The organism is Rhodococcus sp. USK10, from assembly GCF_019378875.1.
GTDB lineage: Bacteria > Actinomycetota > Actinomycetes > Mycobacteriales > Mycobacteriaceae > Rhodococcus_F > Rhodococcus_F pseudokoreensis.
Genome location: NZ_CP076048.1, coordinates 5,027,325 through 5,043,571, shown reverse-complemented (window position 1 = coordinate 5,043,571; position 16,247 = coordinate 5,027,325). Strand labels below are relative to the sequence as shown.

General features: G+C 67.6%; 15 protein-coding genes. 4 read left to right on the top strand and 11 right to left on the bottom strand.

The window, feature by feature from the left end; genetic code table 11:
- Positions 1 to 56 precede the first annotated feature (56 nt).
- Complete coding sequence (locus I1A62_RS30455; RefSeq protein ID WP_219456026.1) at positions 57 to 1,073, bottom strand: type IV toxin-antitoxin system AbiEi family antitoxin domain-containing protein; 1,017 nt, start codon at positions 1,071 to 1,073, stop codon at positions 57 to 59.
- Between the two features lie 203 nt (positions 1,074 to 1,276).
- On the opposite strand from I1A62_RS30455, the gene I1A62_RS30450 reads away from it, so the two are divergent.
- Positions 1,277 to 1,723: an SRPBCC family protein gene (locus I1A62_RS30450; RefSeq protein ID WP_124390224.1), complete on the top strand. Its 447-nt coding sequence runs from the start codon at positions 1,277 to 1,279 to the stop codon at positions 1,721 to 1,723.
- Entirely contained in the window at positions 1,720 to 2,052 is a 333-nt protein-coding gene (locus I1A62_RS30445; RefSeq protein WP_072938215.1) for a helix-turn-helix transcriptional regulator, read from the top strand. The genes I1A62_RS30450 and I1A62_RS30445 overlap by 4 nt, the downstream gene beginning before the upstream one ends.
- Before the next feature lie 125 nt (positions 2,053 to 2,177).
- Here the strand turns inward: I1A62_RS30445 and I1A62_RS30440 are convergent, their stop codons facing one another.
- From I1A62_RS30440 to I1A62_RS30420, 5 genes are all read right to left on the bottom strand, one after another.
- Complete coding sequence (locus I1A62_RS30440; protein ID WP_219456024.1) at positions 2,178 to 3,635, bottom strand: MFS transporter; 1,458 nt, start codon at positions 3,633 to 3,635, stop codon at positions 2,178 to 2,180.
- 84 nt (positions 3,636 to 3,719) lie between these two features.
- Positions 3,720 to 4,292, bottom strand: a complete 573-nt coding sequence (locus tag I1A62_RS30435) for a TetR/AcrR family transcriptional regulator (protein ID WP_124390222.1) — start codon at positions 4,290 to 4,292, stop codon at positions 3,720 to 3,722.
- Positions 4,289 to 4,897, bottom strand: a complete 609-nt coding sequence (recR, locus tag I1A62_RS30430) for a recombination mediator RecR (protein WP_005248644.1) — start codon at positions 4,895 to 4,897, stop codon at positions 4,289 to 4,291. Before recR ends, I1A62_RS30435 begins: the two co-directional genes overlap by 4 nt.
- A gap of 9 nt (positions 4,898 to 4,906) precedes the next feature.
- A complete protein-coding gene (locus I1A62_RS30425; protein ID WP_219456022.1) occupies positions 4,907 to 5,224 on the bottom strand; it encodes a YbaB/EbfC family nucleoid-associated protein in 318 nt (105 codons plus the stop codon).
- A gap of 140 nt (positions 5,225 to 5,364) precedes the next feature.
- Positions 5,365 to 5,799 (bottom strand): SRPBCC family protein, encoded by a 435-nt coding sequence (locus tag I1A62_RS30420; protein WP_087557182.1) that lies wholly within the window; start codon positions 5,797 to 5,799, stop codon positions 5,365 to 5,367.
- A 248-nt stretch (positions 5,800 to 6,047) separates the two neighbouring features.
- Between I1A62_RS30420 and I1A62_RS30415 the strand changes: the two genes are divergently transcribed.
- Both I1A62_RS30415 and I1A62_RS30410 read left to right on the top strand, forming a co-directional pair.
- Entirely contained in the window at positions 6,048 to 7,499 is a 1,452-nt protein-coding gene (locus tag I1A62_RS30415) for an FAD-binding oxidoreductase (RefSeq protein WP_124390293.1), read from the top strand.
- Entirely contained in the window at positions 7,496 to 8,797 is a 1,302-nt protein-coding gene (locus tag I1A62_RS30410; RefSeq protein ID WP_124390220.1) for a class I SAM-dependent methyltransferase, read from the top strand. The genes I1A62_RS30415 and I1A62_RS30410 overlap by 4 nt, the downstream gene beginning before the upstream one ends.
- Before the next feature lie 23 nt (positions 8,798 to 8,820).
- On the opposite strand, the gene I1A62_RS30405 is transcribed toward I1A62_RS30410, so the two are convergent.
- From I1A62_RS30405 to I1A62_RS30385, 5 genes are all read right to left on the bottom strand, one after another.
- Entirely contained in the window at positions 8,821 to 9,867 is a 1,047-nt protein-coding gene (locus I1A62_RS30405) for a type IV toxin-antitoxin system AbiEi family antitoxin domain-containing protein (protein ID WP_219456020.1), read from the bottom strand.
- A gap of 153 nt (positions 9,868 to 10,020) precedes the next feature.
- On the bottom strand, positions 10,021 to 12,162 hold the full coding sequence (locus I1A62_RS30400; protein ID WP_219456019.1) for a 3-hydroxyacyl-CoA dehydrogenase NAD-binding domain-containing protein: 2,142 nt from the start codon (positions 12,160 to 12,162) through the stop codon (positions 10,021 to 10,023).
- Between the two features lie 29 nt (positions 12,163 to 12,191).
- Positions 12,192 to 13,406 (bottom strand): acetyl-CoA C-acetyltransferase, encoded by a 1,215-nt coding sequence (locus I1A62_RS30395; protein WP_012691313.1) that lies wholly within the window; start codon positions 13,404 to 13,406, stop codon positions 12,192 to 12,194.
- Positions 13,407 to 13,593: 187 nt separating this feature from the next.
- Positions 13,594 to 14,268 carry a response regulator transcription factor gene (locus I1A62_RS30390; RefSeq protein ID WP_219456017.1) on the bottom strand — a complete coding sequence of 225 codons (675 nt, stop codon included), beginning with the start codon at positions 14,266 to 14,268 and terminating at the stop codon, positions 13,594 to 13,596.
- Complete coding sequence (locus I1A62_RS30385) at positions 14,265 to 16,208, bottom strand: sensor histidine kinase (protein ID WP_219456016.1); 1,944 nt, start codon at positions 16,206 to 16,208, stop codon at positions 14,265 to 14,267. Before I1A62_RS30385 ends, I1A62_RS30390 begins: the two co-directional genes overlap by 4 nt.
- Positions 16,209 to 16,247 lie beyond the last annotated feature (39 nt).

The following is a 16,247-nucleotide window of genomic DNA, read 5'->3' as shown; positions in this document are numbered from 1 at the left end:
ACGCTTTCCCACTCACCTGGGCAGGTGAGTGGGAAAGAGTCCCCGGACACGTTTTTTCACTCACGTGGGCAGGCGGGACAGCGGTGCGTCGTGTCGGTCCAGCCCTCGCGGACCAGCACCCGCCGCACCTCTTCGAACCCCCCGCACGGGTCGCTGGTGGTCTCGTCCCACCCGTAGACCAACCGCGGACGGTCGGCGAGTTCCGCGGCATTGTCGCGCCGGCGGTCGCGGAAGCGGGACTGCTGCCCGCTGTGGTACTGCTGCCCGTCGAGCCGGACGATCAGCGGGACTCCCGTCGGGCTGTAGTCGACATCCTCGTACAGAATCCGGCCGTCCACGACGTGCGGCATCTGACGCTTTCCGGCCGGCAGTCCGTGCGACCTCTCGACGTCGAGCGCGTACCGGTGTTCGAGGACGGATTGGACGCCGTCGCCGAGCAGTGTCACGGCGTCGGCGATGTCCGTCGCGTGCCGGTACGGACGCCGGAGCTCGAGTTTCCGGCGGAGGGCGTCGACATGGACCTTTCCGTTGGTGGCCGCTTCGATCAATCGCGCGGCCGCTTCCTTCGGGGTTTCTTCGGACACCGCGAGGTCGAACACAGTGTCGGCCTTCGATGTTCGGGGTTGGCGAAACGGGACGGCGATGTGCCCGAATGCCCGGGACCGATGGACCACGACGCCGCCGTGCACGAGGGCGTTGCCGGCGGAGGTCGGGCGTGGACCGCCCGGTGTCCGTACCGTCGGCCCCTGGTTCACCGCCGAGCACTTGTAGGGCACGGTGATGTGGACGGGAGCCGACGGGTCGTCGACGCGAATCATCCCCCACTCCTCGGCCGCGGTCCGGTGGCTGAGGATCGCGCGACCGCCGCCGTAGAGAAGCGCGGCGGAGAGGGCCATCAGGCGCGTGAGCGGGCCGTTGGTCACCGCGATGACCCGGGGAAGCACCCTCAACCATTGGCCGGTGACCACCCGGTGCCGGAGTGCGGTGGCACTGACGCCGTGCGCCCGTAGCTGTGCCGTGGTGACGACGCCGTCCTGGGCGTCGAGAAGCGCTTGCCATAAGTCGTGTTCCATGCCGGAAACGGTGTCGGCCGGCCCCGACACGAAACGGCCCCACAGGACCAGTTATCCACAGGCTGTGCATAACCTAGGTGAGTGGCAATGCGTCCCCGGCGACGCTTTGCCACTCACGTGCCAATGCAACCGGAAAGTTGCAGAAAACATCAGACGTGTGCAACCATGGAGTTGCAGATCATCCCACGAGGAAGGTGACCGTCATGGACGCATCGAGCAGCATCACCCGGACCGTTGTCGTGAACGCCCCGAGATCGGCGGTATGGGCGGCGATCACGGATCCCGACAAGATCAGCCAGTGGTTCGGGCAGCGCACGTCGCTCGACCTCAGCGTCGGCGGCGAGGCCGCCTTCACGTGGGACGAGCACGGCACGGCCCGCGCCGTCGTCACGGAGCTCGACGAACCGAACGCGTTCGGCTTCCGCTGGGCCGCGGACATCGACGCTGACCCGGTGATCGGCAACTCGACCCTGGTGCGGTTCACGCTGTCCGAGCACGCCGCCGGCACCGAACTGACCGTCGTCGAGACGGGATTCGACACCCTCGACCGCGACGTTGCCGACCAGAAGCAGGCCCGCGAGGCCAACGTCCAGGGCTGGCACGCCGAACTCGACGAACTGGTCGCGTACCTGCACGGCGTGAAGGCATGACAGTGGGCACGTATGCCGAACTGGCCTCGGTGTTCGCGGCGCTGTCCGACGAGACTCGCTGGGAGATCCTGACCGAACTCGGGCGGTCCGACCAGTCGGCGTCGTCGCTGGCCACCCGACTTCCGGTGTCACGGCAGGCCATCGCGAAACATCTGACCGCGCTGCAGGCCTGCGGGCTGGTGGAGTCGGTGAAAGTGGGCCGCGAGATCCGCTACCGGGCGCTGGGCGCCGAACTGAACAAGACGGCGCGGACGCTGGAGCGAATCGGGGCCGAGTGGGACCGCCGCTTGGCGGCCATCAAAGAGATCGCGGAATCGATGGAGGAGTAAAGACCCCAGACAGGGGTTCGGCCGGGAATGCTTCTGCATTCTCGGCCGGATCTCTGCTTCTCGAGTTTTCTCTGCTCACAGGTACATTTCCTCGATCCGCATCACTGACGATACACGCGAGTGATCTACGTCACAAGAGGTTCCATTGGACTTTTCTTCGCTCGATCGTGCCCGGGCAGGGCGAGGGACACCGCGAACACCAGGACCGCCAGCACGGCGCACACCCCGTAGGCGATCGAGAATCCCGCGGCCGACGCGACGCCGCCCACCATGCTCGCCGCCAGGACCGTCGCGACGACCGCACTGCACATGGTCGTGCCCATCGTCCGCAGCAACACGTTGACGCCGTTGGCCGCGGCCATCTGCGTGGACGGCACGGCCCGGACGATCAGCATCGGCAGCGTGCTGTACACCAGCGCCGTGCCGATGGCCGCGACCCCGAGCGCCGCGATCACCAGCCACAGCTCCTTGTTCGGCACGGTGTGCAGTGCGTAGCCGAGGACGAGGCAGATCGCGCCCGACAAAATCGTCACCTTGGACCCGTAGCGCTCTGACACCCGGGCGCCGACCTGCGCGAACACGATCATCGACAGGCTCGTCGGGAGCTGGCACACCGCGGCCTGCAGGATTGTCAGGCCGTAGCCGGCGTCGCCGCGGGGCGCCTGAAGAAGCTGGGTGGTGATGAGGGCATTTCCGTAGAACGCGAAACCGACGAGCAGCGCCGTGACGTGGGGCAGCAGCACCGACCGTCGCGCCGACACCCGCAGGTCCACGAGCGGATTCCGGTTCCGTAGCTGCTGATACCCCCACAGCGCGAACAGGAACACCGACGACCCGAACATGCCGAGCACCGCGGGACTTCCCCAGCCCCACGAGCTGCCCTGGGTGATCGGGACGAGCAGGCAGACGAGCGCGGCGGTCAGGCCGACGGCACCGGTCCCGTCGAACCGCCCGCCCGACCGCACCTCCGACTCGCGGATGAACAGCGCCGCGGCCAGGGTGACCGCGAGCCCGATGCCGGCGATGACCCAGAAGAGGACGTGCCAGTTGGAGTACTCGGCAACGGATGCTGCGAACGGCAGTCCGAGCGCGGTGCCGATGCCGAGGGTCGAACTCATCATGGCGATGGCGCCGTGGACCTTCTCGCGCGGCAGTTCGTCGCGGAGTATCGAGATTCCGACCGGGATGACGGCGGCGCCTGCCCCCTGCAGTCCCCGCGCGAAGATGAGGAACGCGATGTCGGACGTCACGGCGCAGATCAACGCGCCGATCGTCATGAAGACGAACGCGACGAGGAGCATGCGCTTCTTGCCGAACATGTCGGCGAGCCTGCCGAAGATCGGGGTGACGACCGCGCCGACAAGCAAGGTGGTGGTGATCAGCCAGGACACCGACGTCTGACTCGCGCCGGTGAACGTCGGCATGCTGGGCAGGAGGGGCACCATGACCGTCTGCAGGACGGCCTGGAACACCCCCGCGAACGCGAGAATCGGAAAGAGGTAACGCGATCCGTTGGCCGACGCGGGTTGCGCGCCCGGGTGATCCGCGGGCGCCGAGAGCGGGCGCGGCAACGAGATCGTCAAATGTCACCCCTCGCGCCGCTGGTAAATGGTTGTTCACCACATTAGGTGAACAACCATTTACCCCGCAAGCCGGACAATCCGCCCTCAGCCGTCGAGCAACTCCTGCACCAGCGGGGCGTACTGCGCCACGACCTCGTCCGGGGTGCCCGTCGCATGCTCCTGCATCATCTTGCGGCGCATGACAGCGAGACCCGTCAGCATCGACATCACCAGTTCCGCACGCAGCCGGCCGCCGGGCCCGGGCAGTCGTTCGGCCAGCGTGTCGATCATCTGCGTCGAGTAGTTGGCCCGCAGCTTCCGGCTGGCCTCCTCACTCGGCCCGCTCATGAACAGGATGCTCAGCGACAACGGCTTGTACGGTTCGAGCGGCCGCGCGAACATCGACACCATCCGCTCACCGAGACCGTCCAGCGGACCGCTGAACAGCAGCTCCGCGGCGGCACGGAAATCGACGAGCGCGTCGAACAGCTGCTCCTTCGACCCGAAGTACTTGATGATCAGCGGTGCGCTGACCCCCGCGTCCTCGGCGATGTCCTTGAGCGTGATCTCCCGGTACGGACGCGTCGCGAACGCCCGCCCCGCAGCGTCGACGATCAGCGACCGCGACTGCTCGGCCGTCCGCTTCACGGGCGCCGCCGTGCCCGGATCCGACGTCACAGCGTGCGTCTCCCCGACAACGCCCGGCCCAGGGTGAGCTCGTCGGCGAACTCGAGGTCGCCGCCCATCGGCAGACCCGACGCAAGCCGGCTGACCGTCAGCCCCGGGAAGTCCCGCAGCATCCGCACCAGATACGTCGCGGTGGCCTCCCCCTCGGTGTTGGGGTCGGTCGCGATGATCACCTCGGAGACGTCGACGCCGTCCTCCTGATTGCCGATGCGCGCGAGCAACTCCCGGATCCGCAGCTGGTCGGGGCCCACCCCGGACAGCGGATCCAGCGCGCCGCCCAGAACGTGATAGCGGCCCTTGAACTCGCGGGTGCGCTCCACGGCCTGGACGTCCTTCGGCTCCTCGACCACACAGATCACCGTGCGGTCGCGGCGCGGATCGGCGCAGATGCGGCAGTGCTCCTTGTCGGACACCGTGCCGCACACCACGCAGAACTGGACGCCGTCACGCACCCGCTGCAGGGCGTTCTTGAGCCGGTCGATCTCCGGCGGCTCGACACTGAGCAGGTGGAACGCGATGCGCTGCGCGCTCTTCGGCCCGACGCCGGGCAGCTTGCCCAGCTCGTCGATCAGATCCTGAACCGGACCTTCGTACACGCCGCGCCTCTAGAAACCGGGGAGGCCTGGCAGGCCTCCCCCACCGAATCCACCCGCGAGCGGACCGAGCTTCTGCGCCGCGATCTCCTGCGCCTTGCTCGACGCGTCCTCGATCGCACCGATCACGAGGTCCTGCAGAGTTTCCACGTCGTCGGGATCGACGACCTTCGGATCGATCTTCAGACCGACCACTTCACCTGTCCCCTTGACCGTCGCGGTCACGAGTCCGTCACCGGCCTGCCCGGTGACCTCGGCCTCGGCCATCTCCTGCTGCGCGGCCATCAGCTGCTGCTGCATCTGCTGCGCCTGCGCGAGGAGCTGCGACATGTCGGGTTGTCCACCTGGTTGCACTGACGTGGTCCTTTCTGCTGTTTCCCCTGCCAGCGTAGACCGTGACCGTCAGCGCGGTCCGCCGCCGACGCCGTCGCGGGAATCCCGTCGACGACGCCGGAGCGAACAGGACCGGGTCAGCCGAGTTCGCGCTCGAGGTTCGCCAGCACCTGCCCCTGGATCTTCTTCAGACCCAGCGGGGCGAACGTCTTCTCGAAGAAGCCGCCGATGCCGCCCGCACCCTTCCACTCGGTGGTCGTGGTGACCGTCGACCCGCTGCCGCTCGGCGCGACGACCCAGGTGGTGACGAGCGACGAGTTCGCGTCCGTCTCGGTGATCGTGTTGCCCGCCACCGTGACCGTCGCCTTGATGTCGCGGGACCGCTTCTCGGTGGCCTTCAGCGTCCACTGCGCGACGGTGCCGCCGCCCTGCCCGCCCTCGAGGACGCGGTAGTCCAGGTACTGCTCCGAGAGGATGCGCGGACGCACCGTCTCGTAGTCCGTCAAAGCCGCGAGCGCCTTCTCCGGTGTGGCTGCGACGGTGATCGAACTGCTCGCGCTGACCTGACCCACTGTTCTGACTCCTCTTGTACGATTTGTACGAAACTGCTTCCTCCTCCCATCCTGCCTTCCGGCCGCGAGTCCGGGCGATGACGTGGCAATCTATTGTGAGGTAGCTCACTTCGGCATGGTCGCGACCCGCACATTGATGAGACATTTGTGTGAATCTTCGGTCGCGCGCGCCGATATGCGTGGCTTGAACCCTCGGAGAGGGATAGCGTCAAGGTGTGGCTGCCTCTTCGGTTGAACTACTGAAAAGCATGCGGGAGGGTGGACGCCCCTTCCGTGCGCATCGCACTCTGCCCGTCACGGGGATCGACGCTCACCGCGCCGGCGTCCGACGACTCCTCGCGTCCTACCGTGCGATTCCCACGGACGCCACCGTGCGGCTCGCGAAGAAGACGTCCAACCTGTTCCGGGCCCGGGCGCAGACCAGCGCACCCGGCCTCGACGTCTCCGGCCTCGGCGGAGTCATCTCCGTCGACCCGCAGGCCCGGACCGCAGATGTCGCCGGAATGTGCACCTACGAGGACCTGGTGGACGCCACCCTGCCGTATGGGCTGGCGCCGCTGGTGGTTCCGCAGCTCAAGACCATCACGCTCGGCGGCGCGGTCACCGGCCTCGGCATCGAGTCGACGTCGTTCCGCAGCGGGCTCCCCCACGAATCGGTCCTCGAGATCGACGTCCTGACCGGCAGCGGCGACATCGTCACCGCGACACCGGAAGGCGAGAACTCCGACCTGTTCTGGGGGTTCCCCAACTCCTACGGAACACTCGGCTACTCGACGCGTCTGCGCATCCAGCTCGAGCCCGTCAAACGGTATGTGGCACTGCGCCATCTGCGTTTCGACTCGCTGGACGAGTTGCAGTCGGCGATGGATCGCATCGTCACCGACCGCGTCCACGACGGCATCCCCGTCGACTACCTGGACGGCGTCGTCTTCACCGAGTCCGAAAGTTACCTGACGCTGGGCCACCAGACGGACGAGGGCGGACCCGTCAGCGACTACACCGGGCAGAACATCTTCTACCGGTCCATCCAGCACAGTTCGGTGAACCATCCCAAAACGGACAAACTCACCATCCGAGACTATCTGTGGCGCTGGGACACCGACTGGTTCTGGTGCTCGCGCGCGTTCGGCGCCCAGAACCCCACCGTCCGCAGGCTGTGGCCGAAGCGGCTCCTCCGCAGCAGCTTCTACTGGAAGCTCATCGCCCTCGACCACAAGTACGACATCGGCGACCGACTCGAGAAGCGCAAGGGCAACCCGCCGCGGGAACGCGTCGTGCAGGACGTCGAAGTGCCCATCGACCGCACCGCGGACTTCGTCCGCTGGTTCCTCGACGAGATCCCCATCGAGCCGCTGTGGCTGTGCCCGTTGCGGTTGCGGGAACCCGCCCCCGCAGGAGCGTCCTCGCAACGCCCCTGGCCCCTGTACCCCCTCGAACCGAAACGCACGTACGTGAACATCGGCTTCTGGTCCTCGGTACCCATCGTTCCGGGCAGGCCCGAGGGGGCGGCGAATCGACTGATCGAAGACAAGGTCAGCGACTTCGACGGACACAAGTCCCTCTACTCGGATTCGTACTATTCACGAGAAGACTTCGAACGCCTCTACTACGGCGGCGATCGATACACGGAACTGAAAAAACGCTACGACCCCAAAACACGATTACTGGACCTTTTCTCCAAGGCGGTGCAACGTCGATGACAACCCTGAAAGCTTCACGCTCGCAAGACCACAAGCTGACCATCGCAGAGATTCTCGAAACTCTGTCCGACGGCATGCTCCCCCTGCGGTTCTCCGCCTACGACGGCAGCGCCGCAGGCCCCGAGGACGCCCCGTACGGGCTCCACCTCAAGACGACGAGGGGCACCACCTACCTCGCGACCGCCCCCGGCGACCTCGGCATGGCCCGGGCCTACGTGTCCGGCGACCTCGAGGCCCGCGGCGTCCACCCCGGCGACCCGTACGAGATCCTCCGCGTCATGGGCGACGAACTGCACTTCCGCCGTCCGTCCGCGCTCACACTCGCCGCCATCACCCGCTCGCTCGGCTGGGATCTGCTGCGCCCCATCGCCCCTCCCCCGCAGGAACACCTCCCGCGGTGGCGCCGGGTCGCGGAAGGCTTGCGGCACTCCAAGTCCCGCGACGCCGAGGTCATCCACCACCACTACGACGTCTCGAATACCTTCTACGAGTACGTCCTCGGGCCGTCCATGACGTACACGTGCGCGTGTTACGAGAACGCCGAGCAAACCCTCGAAGAGGCACAGGAAAACAAGTACCGCCTCGTCTTCGAGAAGCTCGGCCTCCAGCCCGGAGACCGCCTGCTCGACATCGGTTGCGGCTGGGGCTCGATGGTCCGGTTCGCCGCACGCCGCGGCGTCAAGGTCATCGGCGTCACCCTGTCCCGCGAACAGGCCGAATGGGCGCAGAAGGCCATCGCCGAAGAGGGGCTGTCCGACCTCGCCGAGGTCCGGTTCTCCGACTACCGCGACGTGCCTGAGACCGGATTCGACGCCATCTCCTCCATCGGACTGACCGAGCACATCGGCGTCGGCAACTACCCGTCGTACTTCGGACTGCTGCAGAGCAAGCTCCGCGAAGGCGGCCGGCTGCTGAACCACTGCATCACCCGGCCCGACAACCAGAGTCAGGCCCGCGCAGGCGGGTTCATCGACCGGTACGTGTTCCCCGACGGCGAACTCACCGGCTCCGGACGCATCATCTCCGAGATCCAGAACGTCGGACTCGAGGTGCGGCACGAGGAGAATCTGCGCGAGCACTACGCACTCACCCTCGCCGGATGGTGCCAGAACCTGGTCGACAACTGGGACGCCTGCGTCGCAGAGGTCGGGGAAGGCACCGCCCGCGTGTGGGGCCTCTACATGGCCGGGTCGCGACTCGGCTTCGAACGCAACGTCGTTCAGCTGCATCAGGTCCTCGCCGTCAAGCTCGGGCCGAAGGGCGAGGCGCACGTCCCGCTCCGGCCGTGGTGGAAGTAGGCGGCTCCGCCGCCCGTGAGTGGTTAAGGAGTCTGCGCACTCCTTGACCACTCACAGGCCCGGCAGGGGATTTCGCCGGGCCTGCTCCACCCCTCCCGCACCAGCACGGTCTCCACCTCCTGGGCCACGACGCACGGATTCTTCGTCACCTCGTCGAACCCGTAGACGAGTCGCGGCCGCCCCTGCAGTTCCGCCGCGTTGTCGCGTCGGCGGTCCCGGAACGCCACCTCCGCCATGGCGTGTGCGCGGCGACCGTCAAGTCGCACGATGAGCGGCACACCGTGATCGGAGTAGTCGCAGTCCTCGAAGAGGGTGCGCCCGTCCACCACCACGGGTGACTGCCTTCGCGCCCGCGGAAGCCCGTGCGCGTCCTCGACGTCGGTGGCGTAGCGGTATTCGAGCACCGACTGCACTCCGTCTGCGAGTAGTCGTACCGCGTCCAGGAGCGACTTGCGATATCGGCGCGGACGCCGCTCCTCCATGCGTCGTCGAATGTCCCGCAGAGGGATCCGGGCATTGGTCACGAGGGCGATGAGGCGGGTGAACGCGTCCCGCGCCGTCGGTTCGGCGATCGCCACATCCAACGCGGTGTCCGCCCTCGACGTCCGAGGCTGGTCCGTGTCGACGGCAATGTATTCGTGCGCCCTCGACCGGTGCACGACGACACCGGGATGCAAAACCGTACCTTCCCGGTGGCACAGGCTGGTCGACGCGAGACCCACACCGACGGTCGGCGGCTGCGTGACAGCCGATCTTCCGTAGGGAACGGTGATGTGCACGGGGCGTGCCGGTTCGGCACGAATCATGCCCCATTCCTCGGCAGCGGTGTGGTGGCTGAGGACGGCCGCTCCGCCTCCGAACAGAAGTGCGGCTTCCAGCGCCATTTCACGACTGATCGGTCCGCTGCTCACCGCGTACACCCCGTGCAGCACCGCTTGCCACAGTCCGGATTCGACACGGTGCCGGACCCTGCTGTGGGGAAACCCGAGGGCACGGAGTTGGGTATGGGTGATGAGGCCGAACTGAGCGTCGACGACGTCTTTCAGAGCGGCGAATTGCGTAGAGGTCATACCGGCACGGTCACCGAGACCCCCGACCGGTCCCGGTGTCGTACCTGGGAAAAGAAATTGCCCTGTGGATAGCCGACAGGTTGGGGATAACTCCGCCCGTGCGTGGTTAACGAGTCCAGAGACTCCTTAACCACGCACGGGCGGCGGAGCCGCCTACGCCTTCAGCGACGCCGGCGGGGTGAAGCGCTCGCCGTACTTGGCGGCGAGTTCTTCGGCGCGCTTGACGAAGCCGGTCTGGCCGCCTTCGTAGCCCTGGATGTACTGCGACACACCGCCGGTCCAGGCGGGGAAGCCGATACCCATGATGGAGCCGATGTTGGCGTCGGCGGTGGTGAGGAGCACGCCCTCGTCGAAGCATTTCTGCGTTTCGATGGCCTCGATGAACAGCATGCGCTCGATGAGGTCCTGGAACGGGACTTCGAGTTCCTTGGAACCGAAGTTCTCCCGCAGCCCGGACCACAGGCCGGTGCGCTTGCCGTCGGCGTAGTCGTAGAAGCCTGCGCCGCCGAGTTTGCCCTTGCGGTCGAACTTGTCGACCATCGTGTTGATGACGTCGCCTGCCGGGTCGGCGGGCAGGTCCTTGCCTTCGGCCTTCGCGGCTTCCGCGGTTTCCTTGCGGATCTTCTGCATCAGCGTCAGGTTCAGCTCGTCGGACAGCTGCAGCGGTGCCGCCGGGTAGCCGGCCTGCATGCCTGCCTGTTCGATGGTGGCGGGCTCGATGCCCTCCGCCAGCATGGCGATGGCCTCGTTGATGAACGTGCCGATGACGCGGGAGGTGAAGAAGCCGCGCGAATCGTTGACGACGATCGGCGTCTTGCGGATGGCCTGCACGTAGTCGAAGACGCGGGCGAGGGCCTCGTCGGATGTCTTCTCGCCGCGGATGATCTCGACGAGCGGCATCTTGTCGACGGGTGAGAAGAAGTGGATTCCGATGAAGTCCTCTTGGCGCTTCACGCCGGTCGCGAGGCCGGTGATCGGCAGCGTCGACGTGTTCGAGCCGAGCAGCGCCTTCGGGTCGACGATGTCCTCGATCTCCTGGAACACCTTGTGCTTGAGGTCCTGCGACTCGAACACGGCCTCGATGACGAAGTCGACACCGGCGAAGTCGGCGGGGTCGGCGGTCGGCGTGATGCGGTCGAGGAGCGTCTTCGACTTCTCCTCGGTGGTCTTGCCCCGCGACAGCGCCTTGGCCTCGATGCCCTCGGAGTACGCCTTGCCCTTGGTGGCGGCCTCGATCGTGACGTCCTTGAGGACGACGTCGAAGCCGGCTTTCGCGGAGACGTAGGCGATTCCGGCGCCCATCATTCCGGCGCCGAGCACACCGACCTTGGTGATCGGGGTCTTCTCGATGCCCTCGGGGCGGGACGCGCCGGAGTTGATCGCCTGCAGGTCGAAGAAGAACGCCTGGATCATGTTCTTCGCGACCTGACCGGTGACCAGCGACGTGAAGTACCGGGCCTCGATGAGGAGCGCGTTGTCGATGTCGACCTGCGATCCCTCGACGGCGGCGGCCATGATGGCGCGCGGTGCCGGCATGGGTGCGCCCTTGAGCTGCTTGCGCAGGTTCGCGGGGAACGCGGGCAGGTTCGCGGCGAATGCCGGGGTGGACGGGGTGCCGCCGGGGATCCGGTAGCCCTTCTTGTCCCACGGCTGGACGCCGCCCTCGGGGTTGGCCTTGATCCACGCCTTCGCGGCGGGCACCAGTTCGTCGACGGAGGCGACGACCTCGTCGACGAGTCCGACCTCCTTGGCCTGCACCGGTCCACGCTGCTGGCCCTGGAGCAGCACCTGCATGAGGGCGTTCTGCAGACCGAGCATGCGGACGGTGCGCACGACGCCACCGCCGCCGGGCAGCAGACCGAGAGTGACCTCGGGCAGGCCGATCTTGACTCCCTTCACGTCCGCGGCGACACGGTGATGCGTGGCCAGGGCGATCTCGAGTCCGCCACCGAGTGCGGCACCGTTGATGGCGGCGACGACGGGCTTGCCGAGGGTCTCGAGGCGGCGCAGGTCCGACTTGATCGCGACGCTGTGGCTGTAAATCTCGTCGGCGTTCTCCGGGCCGACCTTGATCATGTTCTTCAGGTCGCCGCCGGCGAAGAACGTCTTCTTGCCGGACGTGATCACGACACCGGTGATGGAGTCCTTCTCGTCGACGAGGCGGTCGACGGTCGCCTTCATCGAGGAGATGTAGGCGTCGTTCATGGTGTTCGCGCCCTGGTTGGGATCGTCGATGGTGAGCACGACGATGCCGTCGGCGTCCTGCTCCCAGTTGATGATGTTCTGCTCGCTCACTGCTTCAAGTCTCCTGATGGTCCGGGCGGTCAGACGCGCTCGATGATGGTGGCGACGCCCATACCGCCGCCGATGCACAGGGTGATGAGGGCGTACCGGGCGTTGCGGCGCTCGAGCTCGTCGATCATGGTGCCGGTGATCATGGCGCCGGTGGCTCCGAGCGGGTGACCCATGGCGATGGCACCGCCGTTGACGTTGAGCTTCTCGTCGGGGATGTTCAGGTCCTTCTGGAACTTGAGCACCACGGACGCGAACGCCTCGTTGATCTCGAACAGGTCGATGTCGTCGACGGTCAGACCGGCGGCGGCGAGCACCTTCTTCGAGGCGGGAGTCGGGCCGGTGAGCATGATCGTGGAGTCGGCACCGCTGGTGGCCGTCGCGACGACGCGGGCGCGCGGGGTCAGGCTCATGTCCTTGCCGGCCTGCTCGGATCCGACGAGGACCAGTGCGGCCCCGTCGACGATGCCGGAGCTGTTGCCGCCGTGGTGGACGTGGTTGATCTTCTCGACCCAGTGGTACTTCTGCAGCGACACCGCGTCGAAGCCGCCCATCTCGCCGACACCGGCGAAGGACGGGTTGAGGCCCGCGAGATTCTCGAGGGTGGTGCCGGGACGCATGTGCTCGTCCTGGTCGAGGACGACGAGGCCGTTGATGTCCTTGACCGGGACGACGGACTTGGCGAAGTAGCCGCCGGTCCACGCCTTCGCGGCGAGGTCCTGCGAGCGGACGGCGTACGCGTCGACGTCCTCGCGGGAGAAGCCCTCGATGGTGGCGATCAGGTCGGCGCCCACACCCTGGGGGACGAAGTAGTTGTCGTAGTTGGTGGCCGGGTCGAGCGCCCACGGTCCGCCGTCGGAGCCCATCGGCACGCGGGACATCGATTCGACGCCACCGGCGATGACCAGTTCGTCCCAGCCGGACCGCACCTTCTGCGCGGCGGTGTTGACGGCCTCGAGGCCGGACGCGCAGAACCGGTTCAGCTGGACGCCGCCGACGGTGTCGGGCAGTCCGGCGTCGTTGACCGCGACGCGGGCGATGTCCATACCCTGGTCGCCGACGGGGGTGACGACGCCGAGGACCAGGTCCGAGATGCGATCCTCGTCCAGGTCGGGGAAGCGGGCGCGGAGCTCGTCGATCAGGCCGGTGACCAGCGAGATCGGCTTGACCGAGTGCAGCGAACCGGTCTTCTTTCCGCGGCCGCGCGGGGTGCGGATGGCTTCATAAATGAATGCCTCTGTGGTCACTGTGGAGTGTTCCTTCCTTATCTGCGTCGACGCCGACCGTGCACACGGCGCTCTGCACGGGGCATACCCCGGCACATTTACCTTAGAACGTGTTCCAAAACAGTAGGAAGGACCGAAGCGATCCTGGATCGTGACCCAGGCGATCACGACCCGGCGACCTGGACTGCCGCGCGGTGAGGCCGGCGCCTCAGGCGTCGAGGCCGAGGCCCGCGTCCCGTGCCCGCACGATGGCGGCGGGACGGTCGGGCACACCCAGCTTGGTGAGCACATTCGACACGTGGTTGCGCACCGTCTTCGGGCTCAGCACGAGTCTGCGCGAGATGCTCGCGTTGTCGTAGCCGCAGGCGACGAGGTCGAGAACCTCCCGTTCGCGGTCGGTGAGTTCCGGAAACACGGTGGGCTCCATCCGGCGCGAGGCGGCCATGAAGCTCATCGCGCGGGCCGCGACCGCGGCGCCGAGGATCACCTCCCCGTTGGCGACCGCCCGGACCGCCCGTTCGACCTCCCCCGGATCGGCGCCCTTCACCAGGTAGCCGCGCGCCCCGGCGCGCACCGACGCGACCAGCGATTCGTCGTCCTCGTGCATGGTGACCACGAGCACCCGCAGTGCGGGGTGCCGCTCGACGAGCCGCCGGGTGGCGTCCACCCCCGAGCCGTCGCCGAGTTCGAGGTCCATCAGCACCACGTCGACGTCCCCATCCACGACGTCGAGCGCCTCGGCGACGGAACTGGCCTGCGCGGCCACCTCCATGCCGTCCAGCGTCGACAGCAACGCGACCATGCCCAGCCGGAACACCGGGTGGTCGTCGACGACGGCGACCCGGATGGACGAGGTGGTGGAGTTCGTCGTGCCCGCGCTCATGATGCGGTCAACGGTAACCGGGCGGTGACCACCGTGCCTGTCGGACGGCCGGATTCGATGTGCAGCGTGCCGCCGAGTTCGTGGGCCCGCTCGCGCATCGACCGGGTGCCGACGCCGCCTCCGCCGGCCGGATCGAACCCGCAGCCGTCGTCGTGGATGACGACCGTCAGCACCTCCGGAGCGAACGTGGCGTCGACCCGGCAGCCGTCGGCGCCGCTGTGCCTGCGCGCGTTGGTGACGGCCTCGACGACGATCCCGTACGCCGCGGCGCTGATCTCCGCGCCCAGCCTCGGCGGCGGATCGGCCTGCACCCGCAGCTGGAACCCGCTGCGCGACTGGGTGGCCGCCAGTTCGTGCAGCGCCGGGACCAGCCCGAGTTCGTCGAGCACCGGCGGGAACATGCTGCGCGACAACTGCCGGACGCCTTCCACCTGATGGTCGAGTTGCTGCTGCAGCGCGTCGATGAGTTCGGCGGCGGCGGCCGGATCCGAGCCGAGCAGGTTCCGGGCGCCCTGCAGACCGAGCCGGATGCCCGCGAGCGACGGACCCAGGCCGTCGTGCAGTTCGCGGCGAATCATCTGCCGCTCCTCGAGCCGCACGGACGCCAGCCGGCGCCGCGCCTCCTGCAGGTTCTCCGCCGACTGCAGCACGACGAGACCGGCCGTCACGACCGCCGACAGTTCGGTGAGCGACCGGCGGGTGCGCGCCCCCAGCGACTCCCCCGGCGGCGCCGTCACGACCATCGTCCCCAGCACCGCGCCGCGGTGCACCAACTCCACCGACTCGGCAGGTCCCGTCGCCGAACCCCACACCGCGGCAACCCCGCCGGCGCGCCGTACGGACACGGATTCGAGCCGCAACGCGACGCCGACGCCGGCGGCGAGACCCTCGAGGAGTTGTTCCGGGGTCTCGGCGCTGCCGAACTGCCTGCCGAGGGTGCGGACGGCCCGCGCCGGATCCTCGCCCTCGCCGTACACCAGGCGGTGCACCCTCCGCTGCAGCCACAACCGCACCGGTTGCACTGCGACGGCGACGACACCCGCCGCGACCACCTGCGCCCCCACCGAATCGCCGTCGGGAAGCAGCGCCGTCAGCGCCGTGGCCACCACCACGTACAGCACCAGCAGCGCGACGGTGAGGGTGCCCGCCACCGTCGCGCGGCTGACGACCAGGTTCAGCCCCCACATGCGCTGACGCAGGATGCACACCAGGATCGCGACCGGGTAGAACGCCTGAACAGCCAAGTGCACCAACGGGTTGAGCACCCACAGTCCCGGCAGCGACGCGGGCAGCGCCAGCGGAATGTACGCGGCCGTCATCAGCGCCGTCCCCAGGCACATCCACCCGAGACCCACCCGCTCGCCGGGTGGACCGTGACGCCACCGCCACCCGCAGTCCGCGGCCGCCGCGAAACCGACCACGAGGACGGGCACGATCTGCCAGACCGCGGGGGTCTGCGTGAATGTGCGCGACCAGAAGTACCAGGCCGTCGCGGCGACACCGGCGAGGACGCCGAGTTTCGCGCCGACGCCGAGCGGATGGTCGCGGATCAGCCACGGCACGATCAGGAACAGGCTGAGCGTCCCGGGAATCCACGCCGTGTTCTGCAGCGGCGACAGCACGTCGAGCCACGGCAGCCCCGGACGCACGGCCGCGAGTTGCGAGTAGCTGTAGCCGAGTGCGGCGAGACCCACGCCGATCGCGGTGAGCCCCATGATGATCGGCACCGGGTGCACCCGCCGTGCCAGGACGACCCCGGCCACCGTCCCGTAGACCGCCGCCCCGACGACGTCGACCAGGAAGAACAGCTGATTCGAATCGATGCCCGGATCGGCGCGGACGAACGCCACCACCGACAGCACGACCAGGATCCACGCGGACACCGCCATGACGGCAGCGGGTACGGGCGCACCGCCCGCACCTGCCGACCCCTCGGTCATCGGAGTGTCCTTCTGCTTCGCCATGGTGCGAACGAGTAT